Source organism: Limnohabitans sp. TEGF004 (genome assembly GCF_027924965.1).
Lineage (GTDB): Bacteria > Pseudomonadota > Gammaproteobacteria > Burkholderiales > Burkholderiaceae_C > Limnohabitans.
In genome coordinates this window covers 593,957-609,931 of sequence record NZ_AP027056.1, presented here as the reverse complement: position 1 = coordinate 609,931, position 15,975 = coordinate 593,957, and the positions used below count along the sequence as shown (strand labels likewise).

Genomic DNA, 15,975 nt, shown 5'->3' with positions numbered 1-15,975 from the left:
TTGTGGGCGGGTGCGCCTTAAATGCGGGTTTTGCCGTGTTTTTTGAGCTGGGCTGCCAGCTCGCTGAGGGTTTTGTACACGTCACCCGCTGGCGCGTTCCAGCGCTTCACCACTTCGCCCTGAGCCTGCACCACAGCGGTGTCGCCACGGGCGGCTGGGCCAGTTAGGGCCTGCGCGGGGCCCATGGCCAGCACGTTGTCCACCGTGCTTTTGAGTAGCGCCTCGGTCAGTGGGCGCATCAGCTCGGGCGGCACGCCTGCACTTTGCCAAGCGTCTTGGGCGATGCCTTGCAACACCACGGTGAAGTTGCTGCTAAACACCGCGGCTGCGTGATACAGCGGTTTGTCTGCACTGGCAATCTCAAAGCAACGCCCACCAATGGCGCTAAGCGCGGTGTGCAGCCAAGCCAACGCTGGGGCATCGCCCTCTAAGCCGCAAGGTGTGCCTGCAAATTGGCGCACGCCTGTTTCAGGAGAAGCAAAGTTCAACACCGGATGTGCGCTGGCCACATGGCAGCCCAAGGCTTGCACGGGCTGCAGCTCGGCGGCGCTTAAAAAGCCGCTGTTGTGAAACACGAGTGCGCCAGCCAGCTGAGCGCCCTGCGCGTCGGCCAAGGCCTGCGCGGCTGCGCCTACTTGGGCATCCGGCACGCTGAGCAGCCACACGTCGGCGGCGCGCATGTGGGCCAGCTCGGCCACGGGCTTGCCTGCACCCACAAACTGTGCCGCTTGCTCGGCGCTGCTGAAGCTGCGCGAATACAGGTCTTGCACCTGCACTTGGGTGTGCTGATGTAACAAGGCCGCGAGGGTTTGACCCACGCGGCCGCAACCGATGACGTTGAAAGAGGTCAATTAGGTCTTGGGCAGTGTGACGCCCACTTGGCCTTGGTACTTACCGCCACGGTCTTTGTAGCTGGTTTCGCACACGTCGTCTTTGTCGCTCTCGAAGAACAACACTTGGGCACAGCCCTCGCCTGCGTAAATCTTGGCGGGCAGTGGCGTGGTGTTGGAGAACTCCAAGGTCACATAGCCTTCCCACTCGGGCTCGAATGGGGTGACGTTGACGATGATGCCGCAACGAGCGTAAGTGCTCTTACCCAAACACACGGTCAGCACATTGCGCGGAATGCGGAAGTACTCCATGGTGCGGGCCAGCGCGAAGCTGTTGGGCGGGATGATGCAGACGTCAGACTCGATGTCCACAAAGCTTTTGGGATCAAAGTTCTTGGGGTCCACCACGGTGCTGTAGATGTTGGTGAACACCTTGAACTCGGGTGCGCAACGGATGTCATAGCCGTAGCTGCTGGTGCCGTAGCTGACGATTTTTTCGCCTGCTGCGTTTTGGCGGATTTGGCCTGGCTCGAAGGGCTCGATCATGCCGTGCTCTTGGGCCATGCGGCGGATCCATTTGTCTGATTTGATACTCATGGTGTCATTTTAGAGGGGTTAGTGATCGCCTTCGGCGTAGCGTTCAAAACAGAGCTTCAGCTCGTGGATCCACTTCTGGCGCTGTGGCTCTGGCACAAAGCTGGCTTCAAAGCTGTTGCGAGCCAACACATAGGCTTGTTGCGCGGTCAGCCCTGTGGCCTCGAAGGTCTGCACAAAGTTGTCGTTCATGTAGCCGCCAAAGTAGGCAGGGTCATCCGAGTTGATGGTCACGCACAGGCCAGCGTCTAGCAGTTGACCGATGTTGTGATTTTTCAAATCGGGAAACACGCACAGCTTTTGGTTGGACAACGGACACACGGTGAGCGGCGTGCGGTCTTTGGCCAAGCGGGCCATGAGTGCCGCGTCGTGCACGGCTTGCACGCCGTGGTCGATGCGCTCGACGTGCAACACATCCAAAGCGCTCCACATGTAGGCAGGTGGCCCCTCCTCGCCCGCATGGGCCACGAGGTGCAGGCCATGCGCGTGCGCCAAGGCGAACACGTTTTTAAATTTCTCTGGCGGGTGGCCCACTTCGCTGGAGTCCAAGCCCACGCCAATGAATTTGTCTTTGAAGGGCAAGGCGTCGTTGAAGGTTTGCAACGCAGCCTCTTCACTGAGGTGGCGCAAGAAGCACAAGATGAGCTGCGCGCTCACGCCCAGCTGCGCTTGCGCATCCACACACGCACGGTGCAAGCCGTTGATGACAGTTGCCATGGACACGCCGCGCTCGGTGTGCGTTTGGGGGTCAAAGAACATTTCGGTGTGCACCACATGGTCGGCCTTGGCACGCTGCAAGTAGGCCCAAGCCATGTCGTAGAAATCTTGCTCGTGCAGCAGCACGCTTGCGCCTGCGTAGTAAATGTCGAGGAAGCTTTGCAGGTTGGTGAAGGCGTAGGCCGCACGCAACGCCTCAACGCTGGCATAAGGGAGCTTCACACCATTGCGCTCGGCCAGTGCAAAGATGAGTTCAGGCTCTAGCGAGCCCTCAATGTGAATGTGCAGCTCGGCCTTGGGCATCTCGCGCAAGAGCTTGGGCAAATTGACAGTGGCAACGGCGTGAACTTTGAACATGGCAGTCTCCTAACAAGACTTCATGCTACCCAAGTTTTCAGTGTGCCGATCGAATCAAGTTGCGCACCACCGGATAAATTTGCGACTCCCAACGCCTGCCATTGAACACACCATAGTGGCCCACGCCTGATTGCAAATGGTGCGTTTTTCTATACGCGGGCAACATGCTGCACAAGTCTTGCGCAGCCAGGGTTTGGCCCATGCCGCAAATGTCGTCGCGTTCGCCCTCCACCGTCAGCACAAAGGTTTTGCGAATGGCTTGCAGGTTCAAGGGGCGGCCACGGTAAGTCATCTGGCCCGTGGGCAAGGCGTGGTCTTGGAATACCTTTTTGACCGTTTCTAAATAGAACGGTCCCGACAAATCCATGATGGCGAAATACTCTTGGTAGAAGTCACGAATCACATCGGCCTTTTCATCTTCGCCATTCACGCGGTGTTCGTAGAGATTCTTGAACGACTGTTGGTGACGTTCAATGTTCATGTTCAAGAACGCCATCAACTGCATGAAGCCTGGATACACCCGTCGGCCCACACCTTTGAACTGCAAGGGCACCATGCCAATCAAGTTGGCTTCAAACCACTCAATCGGTTTGCTCATGGCCAACTCGTTCACACCCGTGGGGTTGACACGTGTGTCGATGGGGCCCGCCATCAAGGTCAGAGAAGCAGGCTGGCAGTCGCTGCGGTCTTCAGCCAATACGGCTGTGGCGGCTAAGCACGCCACCGTGGGTTGGCACACGCCCATCAAATGCGCGTTAGGCCCCAAGTGCTGCATGAACCAGATGATGTGTTCGATGTATTCATCCAAACCAAACTCACCCTCGCTCATAGGAATGTCGCGGATGTTTCGCCAATCGGTCACATACACCTCGTGGTCTTGCACCAGCGTTTGCACAGTACCGCGCAGCAAGGTGGCGAAGTGACCCGACATGGGAGCCACGAGCAAGAGCTTGGGCAAGTCTTTCGAGTCGTCTCGACAAAAACGAACCAGGTCGCAAAACGGTGTTCGGAATGACGTGGTCTCAATAATGGGCACACGTTTGCCTTGTGCGTTCATCACGCTCGCAATGTTGAACGAGGGGCGTGTGTGCGTGAAACCCAACAACGCGACTTGCTCGTAGTAAGCCGCCATGCGTTGCAAAGGCGTGATGCGTTTGTCATCGAACCAGTTCAGGCTGATGTCTCGCGCATGCTCTGCAAATTTTCGAATGGGGTCTGAAACATCGGCCACCAATTGGTAGTTGTGATAAATCATGGGGTTGTCTCCACGCCGTTGAACGTTGTCTTCATGCGTTGACAGGTGCAAGACGCGTGCCACTGGCATGGCATACCTCTTGCAATGTGTGAACAGCACACACGTGACCCCCTCATGCACCGGAAAGCAACCATGGCCAAAACCACGCTCACACTCAGCAGCAAGAACTACTCATCTTGGTCTCTGCGAGGCTGGCTGATGGTCAAGCTGGCAGGCCTTCCCTTTGAGGAAACACCTGTGGCCACGGACAACGTAGACGCCCGCGCAGAATTGCTTTTGCTCTCACCTTCTATCCTCGTACCCTGCCTCAACCACGGCAACGCACGCGTGTGGGACACGCTGGCCATTGGCGAGTACCTGAATGAAATCGCACCAAAAGCACACCTGTTGCCCACCAACGCGGTGCATCGTGCACATTGCCGGTCCATTTGCGGCGAGATGCATTCGGGCTTTTCAGCGTTGCGTGCCTCGCTGCCCATGAATATCAAAGCCAAGTTCAGCAAATTCAAAGTGTGGTCCAAAGCACAGCTCGACATTGACCGCGTGCTCTTCATCTGGCGCGATTGCCTGAGTACCTACAAAGGTCCCTATTTATTTGGTAAGAAGCCCACGCTGGCCGACTGCATGTTTGCCCCAGTGGTCACACGTTTTGTCACCTATGGCATTGCACTGGACCCCGTGTGCGAAGCGTATTGCCAAACTATTTTGGCGATGCCCGAGATGAAGGAGTGGATGGCAGCCGCAACTGCAGAGCCTGATGACATTGAAGAACTTGAAGTGGAGTTTTAACCATGAGTACCGCTGTTTCTAAAACCATTGCCTACGAGAGCCACACCGACTTCTCTCACGTCAAGCCCGAAGACACCCAGTTCTTACCCGGTGGCTTGCGCGACTTCTTTGTGTACCGCGACCTCGGCGTCGCCGCTGCAACACGCGGCAAGGTCATTGCGCACATCGCCAAAGCCAACATGCCACCCGACAACGGCACAGGCTGGCACTACCACGTGGCTGAATTTCAAATCGTCATCATGCTCAAAGGCTGGGCGCGTTTCATGTACGGCGAAACACCCACGCTGGTGTCTGCGGGCGACTGCGTGCATCAAAAGCCCGGCATCATTCACTACCTCTTCGACTACTCGCCTGACATGGAGTACTTAGAAATTGTGGGACCTGCTGACTTTGAATCCATCCCTGTCGATGGGCCGTGTGCAGTGCCGCAGATAACACCTTGGGTGAAGTAATTTTTCAACCATCGTTCAGACATAAAAAAAGACCACCCGAGGGTGGTCTTTTTTGTGGATCACAAGCGTGAATTACTTCGCGCCTGGCACTTTGCCTTCGACGCCCTTGACGTAGAAGTTGACGCCGCTCAAGAACTTGTCGTCAGCGACTTCGTCTTTCTTCAACACTTCTTTGCCCGTGTTGTCGACCAAGGGGCCTTTCCAGATGGCGAAGCTGCCGTCTTTCAAACCTTTCTTGACCTCTTCCACTTTGGCTTTGGTGTCTGCTGGCACATCTTCGGCGATGGACACGATGTCAATCGCACCGTCTTTCACACCAGACCAGGTGTGGCCGCCGCCTGTCCACTTGCCTTCCAAGGCTTGGCGGGTGGCGTTGATGTAGTAAGGCGTCCAGTTGATCACGGCAGAAGCCAAGTGAGCTTTGGGGCCGTAGGCGGTCATGTCAGAGTCCCAACCAAAAGCGCGCTTGCCTTTGTCTTGGGCTGTTTTCAACACAGCAGGTGAATCGGTGTTTTGGAACAAAATGTCAGCACCGCCGTTGATGAGCGATGTGGCAGCTTCGGTTTCTTTCGGTGGGTTGAACCACTCGTTGACCCACACCACTTTGGTCTTGACTTTGGGGTTGCTCGATTGCGCGCCCAAAGTGAAACTGTTGATGTTGCGAATGACTTCAGGAATTGGGATAGACGCCACAACGCCCAAGGTGTTGCTCTTGGTCATCTTGCCCGCGATCACGCCAGCCATGTACGCGCCTTCGTAGGTGCGGCTGTCGTAGGTACGCATGTTGGCGGCTTGTTTGTAGCCAGTGGCGTGCTCGAACTTCACATCAGGTGTGTCAGCGGCCACTTTGAGCATGGGCTCCATGTAGCCGAAGGTGGTGCCAAACACCAGCTTGTTGCCTTGACCGACCATGTCGCGGATCACGCGCTCTGCATCAGCAGACTCGGGCACGTTTTCAACGAACGATGTAGAAATCTTGTCACCGAATTCTTTTTCGAGGGCTTTACGTGCGTTGTCGTGCGCAAAGGTCCAGCCGCCGTCGCCCACAGGGCCGACGTAGGCAAATGCAATTTTCAAGGGCTCAGCCTTGGCTGCAGCGGCAGGCGCTTCAGCGGGCTTGGCTTCTTCTTTTTTGCCACAGCCCACCAACACTGCGGCAGAGACTGCGGTCAAGGCTGCGGCTTGCAACCAGCGACGTTTGAACAAATTAGTCATGAAAAACCCTTTACAAGAGAACTAGAAAAAGTGGAGAAATTATCAACCAGGGAAAAACGGTTTGCCAATCGAAGCGGGCATATTTACCCTGAGCCAACGCGGATTTTTAGAGATCAGCGCCAGCACCACGATGGTGGCCAAGTAAGGCAGCATGCTCAAGAACTGACTGGGCACGTCCACACCCGAGGCCTGCAAATGAAACTGAAGCATGGTCACACCACCAAACAGATAAGCACCAAGCAACACGCGTGCCGGACGCCATGTGGCGAAGGTGGTGAGCGCCAAGGCGATCCAGCCTTTGCCTGCAATCATGCCCTCCACCCACAGCGGCGTATAGATGATGGAGATGTAGGCACCCGCCAGACCACACAGCGCACCGCCGACCACCACCGCCAACAAGCGGATACGACGCACGGGATAGCCCAAAGCATGGGCGGATTCGGGCGACTCACCCACGGCACGCAAAACCAAACCCGAACGTGTTCGGTAGAGGAAATAAATCAAACCTAAAGTGAGCGCAATGGCCCCGTAGACGAGTGGATGGTGCTTGAACAAAGCAGACCCAAACCAAGGAATGTCTGCCAAAAATGGCACGTCATACTGAATGCGCTCAGGCAGCTTGGCCTGCACATAACTCGTACCCACAAAGGCCGAGAAGCCGCCGCCAAAAAGGCTGAGCGCCAAGCCCGTGGCGTATTGGTTGGTGTTCATCCAAATCACCAACACGCCGAACAGCGCAGCCATCAAAGCACCTGCGCCCATGCCCGCCAAAAAGCCCAGCGTGTCGCTGCCTGTAGTGGCCACAGTGGCAAAGCCTGCAATGGCAGCGCACAGCATCATGCCTTCTGCGCCTAAGTTGACGATGCCCGCTTTTTCGTTGATCAACAGGCCCAGCGACGCCAGCGCCAAAACAGTGCCTGCGTTCATGGTGGAGGCCCACAAGAGTGCGTAGGTTTCCATCACAGTGCCTCCGCAGAATTTGGATGTGCTGCGCGGGATACCCAACGCACGCGGTATTGCATCAAGGTGTCACACGCCAACAGCGTGAACAACAACAAACCTTGGAACACGCCCGTCAGTGAACGGGGCAAGCCAAGGCGCGATTGCGCCAGCTCACCGCCGATGTAAAACATGCTCATCAATATGGCCGACAGCACCATGCCCACGGGGTGCAAGCGCCCCACAAAGGCCACGATGATGGCCGCGAAACCATAGCCCACCGGCACAAACGGCGTGAGCTGACGCAGCGGCCCTGCCACTTCTAAAGCGCCCGCCAAACCAGCGGCTGCACCCGAGGTGAGAAGCGCCAGCCACAACGCCTTGCGTGACGAGAAGCCCGCATAACGCGCTGCATCGGGGGCCAAGCCGCCCACTTGCTGCGCAAAGCCTGCGTGCGTGCGAAACAAAAACACCCACAGTGCACCCACACCCGCCAGCGCCAGCAGCACGCCAATGTTCACGCGTGTGCCAGTGATGAGCTTGGGAATTTGCGTGATGGCATCAAAGGTTTTGGTTTGCGGAAAGTTGTAGCCCAGTGGGTCTTTCCAAGGGCCGTAGACCAAAAAGTTCAGCGTCATGATGGCCACGTAGACCAGCATGAGGCTGACCAAAATTTCGCTCGCATGAAAGCGGTCTCGCAAAAACGCGGTGATGCCCGCCCACACCATGCCGCCCGCAATACCCGCCAGCAAGATCAGCACCCAAAAGCCTGCGCCTGTGTTGGCATCTGCCGTCAGTGCCGCGCCCGAGGCAAACACCGCGCCCATGACAAACTGGCCTTCAGCGCCGATGTTCCACACGTTGGAGCGAAAGCACACGGCCAGCCCCAAGGCAATCAGCAACAGCGGCGTGGCCTTGACCATCAACTCGGACAAGGCATACACGCTCTTGATGGGTTCCCAAAAGAACACCTGCAAACCACGCACAGGGTCTTTGCCCAGCGCGACAAACAGAATCACACCCAACACCACCGTGATGGCGAGCGCCAGCAAGGGCGAGGCATAGCGCCACAGGTTCGATGGCTGGGCACGCGGCTCAAGACGCAGCATGGTTCACCTCCTGCGCGGCGTTGTCCCAAAGACCACTCATCCACGCACCGATGCGCGACACATTGGCCTCTTCGCGTGTCAGCGCGGGCGACAAGCGGCCCTCGGCCATCACATGCAAACGGTCTGACAGCTCTAACAATTCGTCCAACTCCTCACTCACCACCAACACCGCGCAGCCTGCATCGCGCAAGGCCAGCAGTGCGGCGCGTATTTGCGCGGCAGCGCCCACGTCCACACCCCATGTGGGCTGCGACACGATGAGCAACTTAGGCGCCGCTTCAATCTCGCGGCCCACCAAAAACTTTTGCAAATTGCCACCCGACAACGAACGCGCAGCCGCATCGGGGCCGCCTGCCTTCACTTGGTATTTGGCAATGATGTTGGCCGCTTGGGTGTGCAGCGTATTTAGGTTGAGCCAACCCAAAGCACCGGCTGCACCGCTGGAAGCCACCGCGTCATGGCGGGTGAGCAACAGGTTTTGCGCAAGGCTCAGGCTAGGCACTGCGCCACGGCCTAGACGCTCTTCAGGCACAAAGTGCAGGCCGAGGTTGCGGCGTTGGTCTGGGTTGAGCTGGCCCATGGCTTGGCCACTGAGATGAATGCTGTCAGCCGCCGCACGCATGTCTTCGCCCGACAAAGCAAACAGCAGCTCGCGCTGGCCGTTGCCCGAGACGCCTGCAATGCCCACTACCTCGCCTGCGCGCACTTGCAGGTTCACGCCATTCAGATCCACGCCAAACGGGTCGTCGGCTTTTAGCGCCAAGTCATTCACACTGAGCACGGCAGCGCCAGGCTTGTGCTCGCGCACGTGCAGCTCGGGGGGCAAGCTACCAATCATGAGTTGGCTCAGCGAGGCATTGGTTTCTTGGCGCGGGTCGCAAACGCCGGTCACACGGCCGGCACGCATGACGGTGCAAGCGGTGCACAAGGCGCGAATTTCGTGCAGCTTGTGGCTGATGTACAAAATGCTGCGGCCCTCACTGGCGAGCTGACGCAGCACCACAAATAGCTTCTCCACCGCTTGCGGTGTGAGTACCGAGGTGGGCTCGTCCAAGATCAGCAGCTGCGGGTTGGTCAGCAAAGCGCGGATGATTTCCACGCGCTGCATCTCGCCCACGCCCAGCGTGTGCACGGGGCGGGCGGGGTCAATGTCGAGGCCGTATTGCGCGGCGGTGTCGGTGATGCGTTGCGTCACTTCGGCGAGGCTGAGCGACTTGTCGAGGCCGAGCCAAACGTTCTCAGCCACGCTGAGGGTGTCAAACAAGCTGAAGTGCTGAAACACCATGCTGATGCCCAGACGACGCGCCTCTTGCGGGTTGCGGATGTTCACCACCTCGCCGTTGAAACGAATCTCGCCCGCATCGGGCTTGACCGCGCCATAAATGATCTTCATCAGCGTGGATTTGCCAGCGCCGTTTTCGCCCAACACGGCGTGAATTTCGCCGGGCTGCACCGTCAGGCTCACGCCATCGTTGGCCACCACAGCGGGGTAACGCTTGGTGATGTGGGAGAGTAATAGGCGGGGCTGGCTCATCCCCGTAGGTTACAACACCAAGATGGCGCGGAAATCGTTCACATTGGTGTGCGTGGGGCCGGTCACCACCAAGTCGCCCACGGTTTGAAAGAAACTGTAGGCATCGTTACGGTCTAGGCAGTCGGTGGCTTTCACGCCTTGAGCCACAGCGCGGGCCAAGGTGTCGGGCGCGACCAAGGCACCTGCGTTGTCTTCAATGCCGTCAATGCCATCGGTGTCAGCCGCAATGGCCCAGACGTTGGGTTGCGCTTGCAAGGCCACGGCTAGGCCTAGGCAGAACTCCCCTGCTCTACCGCCACGGCCAGGCCGAGCGTGCGGCAGAGCGCTCTGCTCCGTGTCCCCCGCCCGCTGCGCGGTCTCCTCCTTGACCTGCGCAGATCGCCCTGCCACACGCTCGGCCTTTCGGATGGTCACAGTAGTTTCGCCGCCACTCAAAATCACACAGGGCTTTTTGAAAGGACCTTGGCCTTTGGCCGCTGCACGCGCTAACGCGGCGTGGACTTTGCCCACTTCGCGAGATTCGCCTTCCAGTTCATCGCTCAACACATAGGCGTTCAGGCCTGCGGCACGCGCCACTTCGGCTGCGGCTTCCAACGACTGTTGAGGCGTAGCAATCAGACGCACGGGCTGCTTGTCCCACGCGGGGCTGGGCTTGGGTGTTTCTAGTGCGCCTGCTTTCAGCGCGGCTTCGATGGCGGCGGGCACTTCGATGTTGTAGCGTTGCAGGATGGCCCATGCGTCGGCACAGGTCGTCACGTCGGGCACGGTGGGGCCGCTGGCGATGACCGAAGGGTCGTCGCCCGGCACATCGCTGATGGTGAGCGTCACCACTTGTGCGGGGGCACACGCGGCGGCCAAGCGGCCGCCTTTGATGCGGGAGAGGTGCTTGCGCAAACAGTTCATCTCGCCAATGCCGGCACCGCTGTTGAGCAAATCGCGGTTGATGCGTTGCTTGTCTTCTAGCGTCAAGCCATCGGCTGGCAGCGTGAGCAGCGCAGATCCACCACCGGAAATTAAAAACAACACCAAGTCGTCTTCGGTCAGCCCTTGGGTCAGTTGCAAGATGCGCTCAGCAGCCGCAAGGCCCGCCGCATCGGGCACAGGGTGCGATGCCTCGACCACCTCAATGCGCTGGGGCACACCCGGAGGGCGCGATGGCGTGTGGCCGTAGCGCGTGACCACGAGGCCGGACAAAGGTTTGTCTGCTGGCCACAGAGCTTCCACAGCTTGCGCCATGGCGCCACCTGCTTTGCCTGCGCCCAACACCACCGTGCGGCCTTTGGGCGGTGCTGGCAAATGGGCTGCCGTGTTGTGGAGAGGCAGTGCGCGGTGCACCGCTGCATCGTAGAGCTGGCGTAGGAAAGCTTCGGGGTCAATGCGTGGATCAATCATCTGCGTATCCTAGCGCCAGCGCGAAACATCAAGCCAGCCAAGCCTTGAGCGAAGCCGCCACTTTCTCAGCCGAGATGCCGTAACGGTCATGCAAGGTGGGCAATGCACCCGCGTCGAGGAATGCATCAGGCAGACCCAACATGCGGAACTTGGCAGGTGCTGCACCTTCGCGCAACAACAAGCCAGCCACTGCTTCGCCCAAGCCGCCAATCACTGAGTGGTTCTCAGCCACCACAACCAAACGACCAGGCTTGCGCACTTCGGCCAAGATGGTGGCTTCGTCGAGCGGCTTGATGGTGGGGCAATGCAACACCGCCACATTGATCTTGTCGGCTTCAAGCTGCTTGGCCACTTCGAGTGTGCGCATGGTCATGAAGCCGCTGGAAATCACCAGCACATCATTGCCTTCGCGCAGCATCTTGGCTTTGCCCAACTCGAACTTGTAGTTGTACTCATCAAGCACCAACGGAACATTTCCACGCAACAAGCGCATGTACACAGGGCCTTGGTGGGCCGCGATTTGTGGCACGGCTTGCTCGATGTCGAGCGCGTCGCAAGGATCCACCACGGTCAGGCCAGGAATGGCGCGCATCATGGCCAAATCTTCGGTGGCCTGATGGCTGGGGCCGTAGCCGGTGGTGAGGCCGGGCAAGGCGCAGCAAATTTTCACGTTCAAGTTTTCTTCAGCGATCACTTGATGGATGAAGTCATACGCACGGCGTGTGCCGAACACGGCGTAGGTTGTGGCAAATGGCACCAAGCCTGTTTTGGCCATGCCGCCTGCAGCACCCATGAGCAACTGCTCGGCCATGCCCATTTGGAAAAAGCGCTCGGGGTGCGCCTGCGCAAACAAGTGCAAGTCAGTGTACTTGGCGAGGTCGGCGGTCATGCCCACCACTTCGGGGTGGCTGGCGGCATATTCCACCAAGGCTTTGCCGAACGGTGCGGCTTGCACACGTTGGCCTTCACTTGCGATGGAGGCGATCATGGCCGAGGTGGTCAGCCGAGGTTTTTTTTCAGTTACAGCATTCATATCTTCTCCAAAGGGAACAGAGCTAAAGATCTGTCCCCAAGAATTTGTTAAGGACGGTTGGCGTCCAGCACTTCCAACGCTTGTTGCCACTCAGGTGGGTCCACGCGGATGAAGTGGTTTTTCTCACGTGTCTCTAAGAAAGGCACGCCTTTGCCCATCAAGGTGTCGCACAAAATCACACGGGGTTTGGCATCGGGCAAGGCGCGTGCGGTGTCGAAGGCACGCAGCACGGCGGGCAAATGGTTGCCATCGACACGTTGCACATGCCAACCAAACGACGCCCATTTGTCGGCCAAAGGCTCGAAACCCATCACCTTGGTAGAAGGGCCATCGGCTTGTTGGTTGTTGATGTCCACCATGCAAATCAAGTTGCCTAAACCATGGTGCGCGGCAGACATGGCGGCTTCCCATGTGGAGCCTTCGTCGAGCTCACCGTCGGACATGGAGTTGTAAACAAACGCTGAGCTGCCTTGGTGGCGCAGCCCTAAGGCCATGCCCACCGCAATGGGCAAACCTTGACCGAGCGAACCGCCCGACATTTCCATGCCGGGTGTGTACGTGGCCATGCCCGACATAGGCAAGCGGCTGTCGTCGCTGCCGTAGGTTTCGAGTTCGGACTCGGGGATGATGCCCGCCTCAATCATGGCGGCATACGCGGCAATGGCGTAGTGACCGTGCGAGAGCAAAAAGCGGTCACGCCCTTCCCACTCGGGTTCGTTGGGACGGAAGTTCATCGCGTGGCCATAGGCCACCGCCAGCACGTCGGCATAGCCCAAAGCTTGGCCCACATAACCTTGGCCTTGCACTTCGCCCATGCGCAAGGCATAACGACGAATGCGATAAGCGCACTGAGCAATGGAGGACAAGTTGTCCTGAGTTGAATTCATTCATTTCTCCAATCAACTATTTGCAATCAATATTCGGTCACTTGAAAATGGCCTCAGGCACATAAGACACCAACAACAACACGCCAAAGGCAACCAAGTAAAACGGTCCGAGTTCGCGCACGGTTTCACCCACTTTGACCTTGGCCAAGGAGCTGGTGATAAACAACGTAGTCCCCACGGGCGGGGTGTAAAGACCAATGGCCAAGTTCACGGTCATCATGATGCCCAGCTGTGTGAGATCCATGCCAATCGAGTTAGCAAGCGGCACAAACACAGGGGTCAACAACAACACGGCAGCGGGTAAGTCGATGAACATGCCGCAGACCAACATCAGGACGTTCATGAGCAAGATCACAGTCCAAGCACTAGACAAATTGGCCTGCGCCCAACCCACCACGCCATCGGGCATACGGTCAAACGTGAGCAACCAACCAATGGCTGCCGAGGCCATGATGACGAGCAAGACCACACCTGTTGACAAACCTGCTTCCATCACAGCTTTGTGCAAGCGCTTCCAACCCAAATCACGGTAAACCACGACAGAAACCACACCCGCATACAGCGTAGACAACACGCTCACCTCGGTGGGCGTGGCAATGCCAAAGCGCAAGAAGATCACAATCAAAACCGGCAAGACCAAAGCAGGCGCTGCATACAACAGCTGCTGCCCGAAGATGCCCCAATTGAGCTTGCGTGTCTCCCGTGGGAAGTTGCGTCGACGCCCCACCCACCAGCACACAGCCATGAAGCCACCGCACATCAGTAAGCCCGGCATGATGCCTGCCACAAACAGCGCGGCAACCGACGTGTTGCTCGACAGGGCAAACAAAATCATCGGGATCGAAGGTGGAATCAAGATGTCGATCGTGGCGGCTGCGGCCAAGGTGGCAGCAGAAAAAGCGGGCGGGTAACCCAAACGCTTTTGCCACGGGATCAACAACGACCCGATGGCCGAAGCATCAGCCACAGCCGAGCCCGAGACACCCCCAAAAATGGTGGACGACAACACCCCCACCTGACCCGGGCCACCATGAAAGCGGCCGATCAAGGTGGACAACACGCCAATCAGCGCTTCACCCAGTTTGCCGCCCATCATGAGCGATCCAGTGAGCATGAAAAACGGAATGGCGATCAAAGGAAAACTTTGCACCTGCGCCACCATTTGCTGCACCAGCAAATCCAATGGCACGCGGTCTGAGGTTGCGGCGGCAGCCATAGCGGCCACCAACAAGGCATGAGCGATCGGAATAGCGATCACGGCAGCGCCCAAAAAAACAAGCAAGATCAATGCGGTCATGGTTCTATCTTTCTCACCAATGAACCGGTGCAGGTTCAGTAGACACAGGGGCATTCGGATCGGCGATCCAAGCGCGCCAAGCCGACATCACAGCCAACACAGCGAGCAGCGCCATCCCCACCATCACGCAGGCGTAGGTGATCGAACCTGGTATTTGCAAAATAGGGGACTTCTCGTCGTGCACGATATCCAGCATGCGCCAAGTCGCCAGTGTCAAAGTGCCGTAAAGCACGCAAACCACAGCCCAGCCCAAGACGCCCCAGAGCCGACGTGCAGCGCCCGACATCTTGTCCATCAAAAAGCTCGTGGTGATGTGCGCGCCATGCTGTGCAGCCAACACCACACCGGACATGACGAGCCAAGGGAACAGCAATTCAGGCACTTCGTTGGCCCATTGCAAACTGGCACCCGTGGCGTAACGCAAGATGGTGTTGCCAACCAAGATGGCAAAAATCACCACGGTGCTTATCCACAGCAACACCTGACACAAGACCGAGATGGTCCGTTCAATCAAATTCATGAGGTTCTCCAACCCGCACGCGCTAGCGTGCGGGGGTAGGACAAAGAGGCTTGCAAGCCCTTGAAGATCAGCGCGCAGCTGCGATCACTTTTTTCAGGAAAGGACCGATGGGAGAAGCCAACCATTTGTCATCCACGTTGCCAGTCGCCTTGGCAAAAGCTGCTTTGTCTACGGTGTTGATCTGAGCGCCCTTGGCTTTGAGTTCGCTGATCAACTTTTCGTCGCTCTCCTTAGACAACTTGCGCTGCAACTCTGTGGCCTCAGCGGCAGCTTCTTGCAACACTTTCTTGTCTGCATCGTTCAAACGGTCCCAGCTGCGCTTGCTCATCAGCAAGGGTGTCATTTCGTATTTGTGGCCTGTCATCGAAATGAACTTGTTCACTTCATAGAGTTTGCTAGCGTGGATGTTCATGAGCGGGTTTTCCTGACCATCCACCACACCCTGCTGCAAAGCCACATACAACTCAGCAAACTTGATCTGTTGAGCCTCAGCACCCAACGCTTGCATGATGTCGACCGTCACGGCATCAGGGGGCGTACGCATCTTGAGACCTTTGAGGTCTTCAGGCTTGGCCAACGCACGCTTGCTGTTGCTCATGTGACGAATGCCGTTGTCCCAGTAACCCAAAACCACCAAGCCTTTTTCTGCAGACTTGTCGGCCAGTTCTTTGCCCAGGGGACCATCCAGCATTTTCCAAACTTGTGGCAAATCGCTGAACAAGAAAGGCATGCCAAAAGCAGCGTACTCCGGCACGGTGGTGGCCACAGCGCCTTGCGAGTTGGCACTGATATCCAAAGCACCTGTGCGCAGCGCCGTAACCATGGCTGCGTCGTCACCCAATTGGGCTGATGGGGCCACTTGGATTTCGATACGGCCACCTGATTTGGCCTTCGCAACCTCGGCCATCTTCACTGCGGCCTCATGGCGCGGATTGCCGGGGGCAGCGCCGTGACCCAAGGTCAACTTGACGGCTTGGGCATGTGACAAGGTTGTCGCAGCCAAAACTGCAGTGGCCAGCAAAGTGCGGCGAATGAAAGAAATGTGTTTCATGGTT

The 15,975-nt window shown here is 57.7% G+C and carries 16 protein-coding genes; 2 read left to right on the top strand and 14 right to left on the bottom strand.

Translation table 11 applies throughout. The annotated features are described in order from the left end of the window. Positions 1-17: 17 nt before the first annotated feature. From LINBF2_RS03020 to phaZ, 4 genes are read right to left on the bottom strand one after another with little or no spacing between them, the layout of a single operon-like run. Positions 18-851: a Rossmann-like and DUF2520 domain-containing protein gene (locus LINBF2_RS03020; RefSeq protein WP_281890319.1), complete on the bottom strand. Its 834-nt coding sequence runs from the start codon at positions 849-851 to the stop codon at positions 18-20. Next, the gene (gene dcd / locus LINBF2_RS03015; protein ID WP_100132599.1) at positions 852-1,427 is read right to left on the bottom strand and encodes a dCTP deaminase; all 576 of its coding nucleotides are present in this window, start codon (positions 1,425-1,427) and stop codon (positions 852-854) included. 18 nt (positions 1,428-1,445) lie between these two features. Then, positions 1,446-2,498: an adenosine deaminase gene (locus LINBF2_RS03010; protein ID WP_281890317.1), complete on the bottom strand. Its 1,053-nt coding sequence runs from the start codon at positions 2,496-2,498 to the stop codon at positions 1,446-1,448. A 37-nt stretch (positions 2,499-2,535) separates the two neighbouring features. Next, positions 2,536-3,753, bottom strand: coding sequence for a polyhydroxyalkanoate depolymerase (gene phaZ / locus LINBF2_RS03005; RefSeq protein ID WP_281891275.1), 1,218 nt, complete (start codon positions 3,751-3,753; stop codon positions 2,536-2,538). 132 nt (positions 3,754-3,885) lie between these two features. On the opposite strand from phaZ, the gene LINBF2_RS03000 reads away from it, so the two are divergent. After that, entirely contained in the window at positions 3,886-4,542 is a 657-nt protein-coding gene (locus LINBF2_RS03000; RefSeq protein WP_281890315.1) for a glutathione S-transferase family protein, read from the top strand. A gap of 26 nt (positions 4,543-4,568) precedes the next feature. After that, positions 4,569-4,994, top strand: a complete 426-nt coding sequence (locus LINBF2_RS02995; RefSeq protein ID WP_281891274.1) for a cupin domain-containing protein — start codon at positions 4,569-4,571, stop codon at positions 4,992-4,994. Between the two features lie 72 nt (positions 4,995-5,066). Here the strand turns inward: LINBF2_RS02995 and LINBF2_RS02990 are convergent, their stop codons facing one another. The 10 genes from LINBF2_RS02990 to LINBF2_RS02945 all read right to left on the bottom strand — a co-directional run bounded on the left by LINBF2_RS02990 (position 5,067) and on the right by LINBF2_RS02945 (position 15,971). Next, positions 5,067-6,209: a BMP family ABC transporter substrate-binding protein gene (locus LINBF2_RS02990; protein ID WP_281890313.1), complete on the bottom strand. Its 1,143-nt coding sequence runs from the start codon at positions 6,207-6,209 to the stop codon at positions 5,067-5,069. Between the two features lie 42 nt (positions 6,210-6,251). Beyond that, positions 6,252-7,169, bottom strand: a complete 918-nt coding sequence (locus tag LINBF2_RS02985; RefSeq protein WP_104796347.1) for an ABC transporter permease — start codon at positions 7,167-7,169, stop codon at positions 6,252-6,254. Then, on the bottom strand, positions 7,169-8,257 hold the full coding sequence (locus LINBF2_RS02980; protein WP_281890310.1) for an ABC transporter permease: 1,089 nt from the start codon (positions 8,255-8,257) through the stop codon (positions 7,169-7,171). Before LINBF2_RS02980 ends, LINBF2_RS02985 begins: the two co-directional genes overlap by 1 nt. After that, positions 8,244-9,791 carry an ABC transporter ATP-binding protein gene (locus LINBF2_RS02975; protein WP_281890308.1) on the bottom strand — a complete coding sequence of 516 codons (1,548 nt, stop codon included), beginning with the start codon at positions 9,789-9,791 and terminating at the stop codon, positions 8,244-8,246. Before LINBF2_RS02975 ends, LINBF2_RS02980 begins: the two co-directional genes overlap by 14 nt. 9 nt (positions 9,792-9,800) lie before the next feature. Then, on the bottom strand, positions 9,801-11,183 hold the full coding sequence (locus LINBF2_RS02970) for a glycerate kinase (protein WP_281890305.1): 1,383 nt from the start codon (positions 11,181-11,183) through the stop codon (positions 9,801-9,803). Positions 11,184-11,211: 28 nt separating this feature from the next. Further along, a complete protein-coding gene (locus LINBF2_RS02965; protein ID WP_104796351.1) occupies positions 11,212-12,216 on the bottom strand; it encodes a transketolase family protein in 1,005 nt (334 codons plus the stop codon). 47 nt (positions 12,217-12,263) lie between these two features. Further along, complete coding sequence (locus LINBF2_RS02960; protein ID WP_104796352.1) at positions 12,264-13,103, bottom strand: transketolase; 840 nt, start codon at positions 13,101-13,103, stop codon at positions 12,264-12,266. Between the two features lie 37 nt (positions 13,104-13,140). Further along, positions 13,141-14,400: a TRAP transporter large permease gene (locus tag LINBF2_RS02955; protein ID WP_104796353.1), complete on the bottom strand. Its 1,260-nt coding sequence runs from the start codon at positions 14,398-14,400 to the stop codon at positions 13,141-13,143. Between the two features lie 13 nt (positions 14,401-14,413). Further along, entirely contained in the window at positions 14,414-14,920 is a 507-nt protein-coding gene (locus LINBF2_RS02950; protein ID WP_104797096.1) for a TRAP transporter small permease, read from the bottom strand. Between the two features lie 67 nt (positions 14,921-14,987). Next, positions 14,988-15,971 (bottom strand): TRAP transporter substrate-binding protein, encoded by a 984-nt coding sequence (locus LINBF2_RS02945; RefSeq protein WP_104796354.1) that lies wholly within the window; start codon positions 15,969-15,971, stop codon positions 14,988-14,990. Between the last annotated feature and the right edge of the window lie 4 nt (positions 15,972-15,975).

Excerpts from the sequence above, each read along its gene's own strand:
- LINBF2_RS02975 (WP_281890308.1), bottom strand. The coding sequence starts at position 9,791 with ATGAGCCAGCCCCGCCTATTACTCTCCCACATCACCAAGCGTTACCCC.
- dcd (WP_100132599.1), bottom strand. The coding sequence starts at position 1,427 with ATGAGTATCAAATCAGACAAATGGATCCGCCGCATGGCCCAAGAGCAC.
- LINBF2_RS03000 (WP_281890315.1), top strand. The coding sequence starts at position 3,886 with ATGGCCAAAACCACGCTCACACTCAGCAGCAAGAACTACTCATCTTGG.
- phaZ (WP_281891275.1), bottom strand. The coding sequence starts at position 3,753 with ATGATTTATCACAACTACCAATTGGTGGCCGATGTTTCAGACCCCATT.
- LINBF2_RS02950 (WP_104797096.1), bottom strand. The coding sequence starts at position 14,920 with ATGAATTTGATTGAACGGACCATCTCGGTCTTGTGTCAGGTGTTGCTG.
- LINBF2_RS02955 (WP_104796353.1), bottom strand. The coding sequence starts at position 14,400 with ATGACCGCATTGATCTTGCTTGTTTTTTTGGGCGCTGCCGTGATCGCT.
- LINBF2_RS02945 (WP_104796354.1), bottom strand. The coding sequence starts at position 15,971 with ATGAAACACATTTCTTTCATTCGCCGCACTTTGCTGGCCACTGCAGTT.
- LINBF2_RS02985 (WP_104796347.1), bottom strand. The coding sequence starts at position 7,169 with ATGGAAACCTACGCACTCTTGTGGGCCTCCACCATGAACGCAGGCACT.
- LINBF2_RS02990 (WP_281890313.1), bottom strand. The coding sequence starts at position 6,209 with ATGACTAATTTGTTCAAACGTCGCTGGTTGCAAGCCGCAGCCTTGACC.
- LINBF2_RS02980 (WP_281890310.1), bottom strand. The coding sequence starts at position 8,257 with ATGCTGCGTCTTGAGCCGCGTGCCCAGCCATCGAACCTGTGGCGCTAT.
- LINBF2_RS02970 (WP_281890305.1), bottom strand. The coding sequence starts at position 11,183 with ATGATTGATCCACGCATTGACCCCGAAGCTTTCCTACGCCAGCTCTAC.
- LINBF2_RS03010 (WP_281890317.1), bottom strand. The coding sequence starts at position 2,498 with ATGTTCAAAGTTCACGCCGTTGCCACTGTCAATTTGCCCAAGCTCTTG.
- LINBF2_RS02960 (WP_104796352.1), bottom strand. The coding sequence starts at position 13,103 with ATGAATTCAACTCAGGACAACTTGTCCTCCATTGCTCAGTGCGCTTAT.
- LINBF2_RS02965 (WP_104796351.1), bottom strand. The coding sequence starts at position 12,216 with ATGAATGCTGTAACTGAAAAAAAACCTCGGCTGACCACCTCGGCCATG.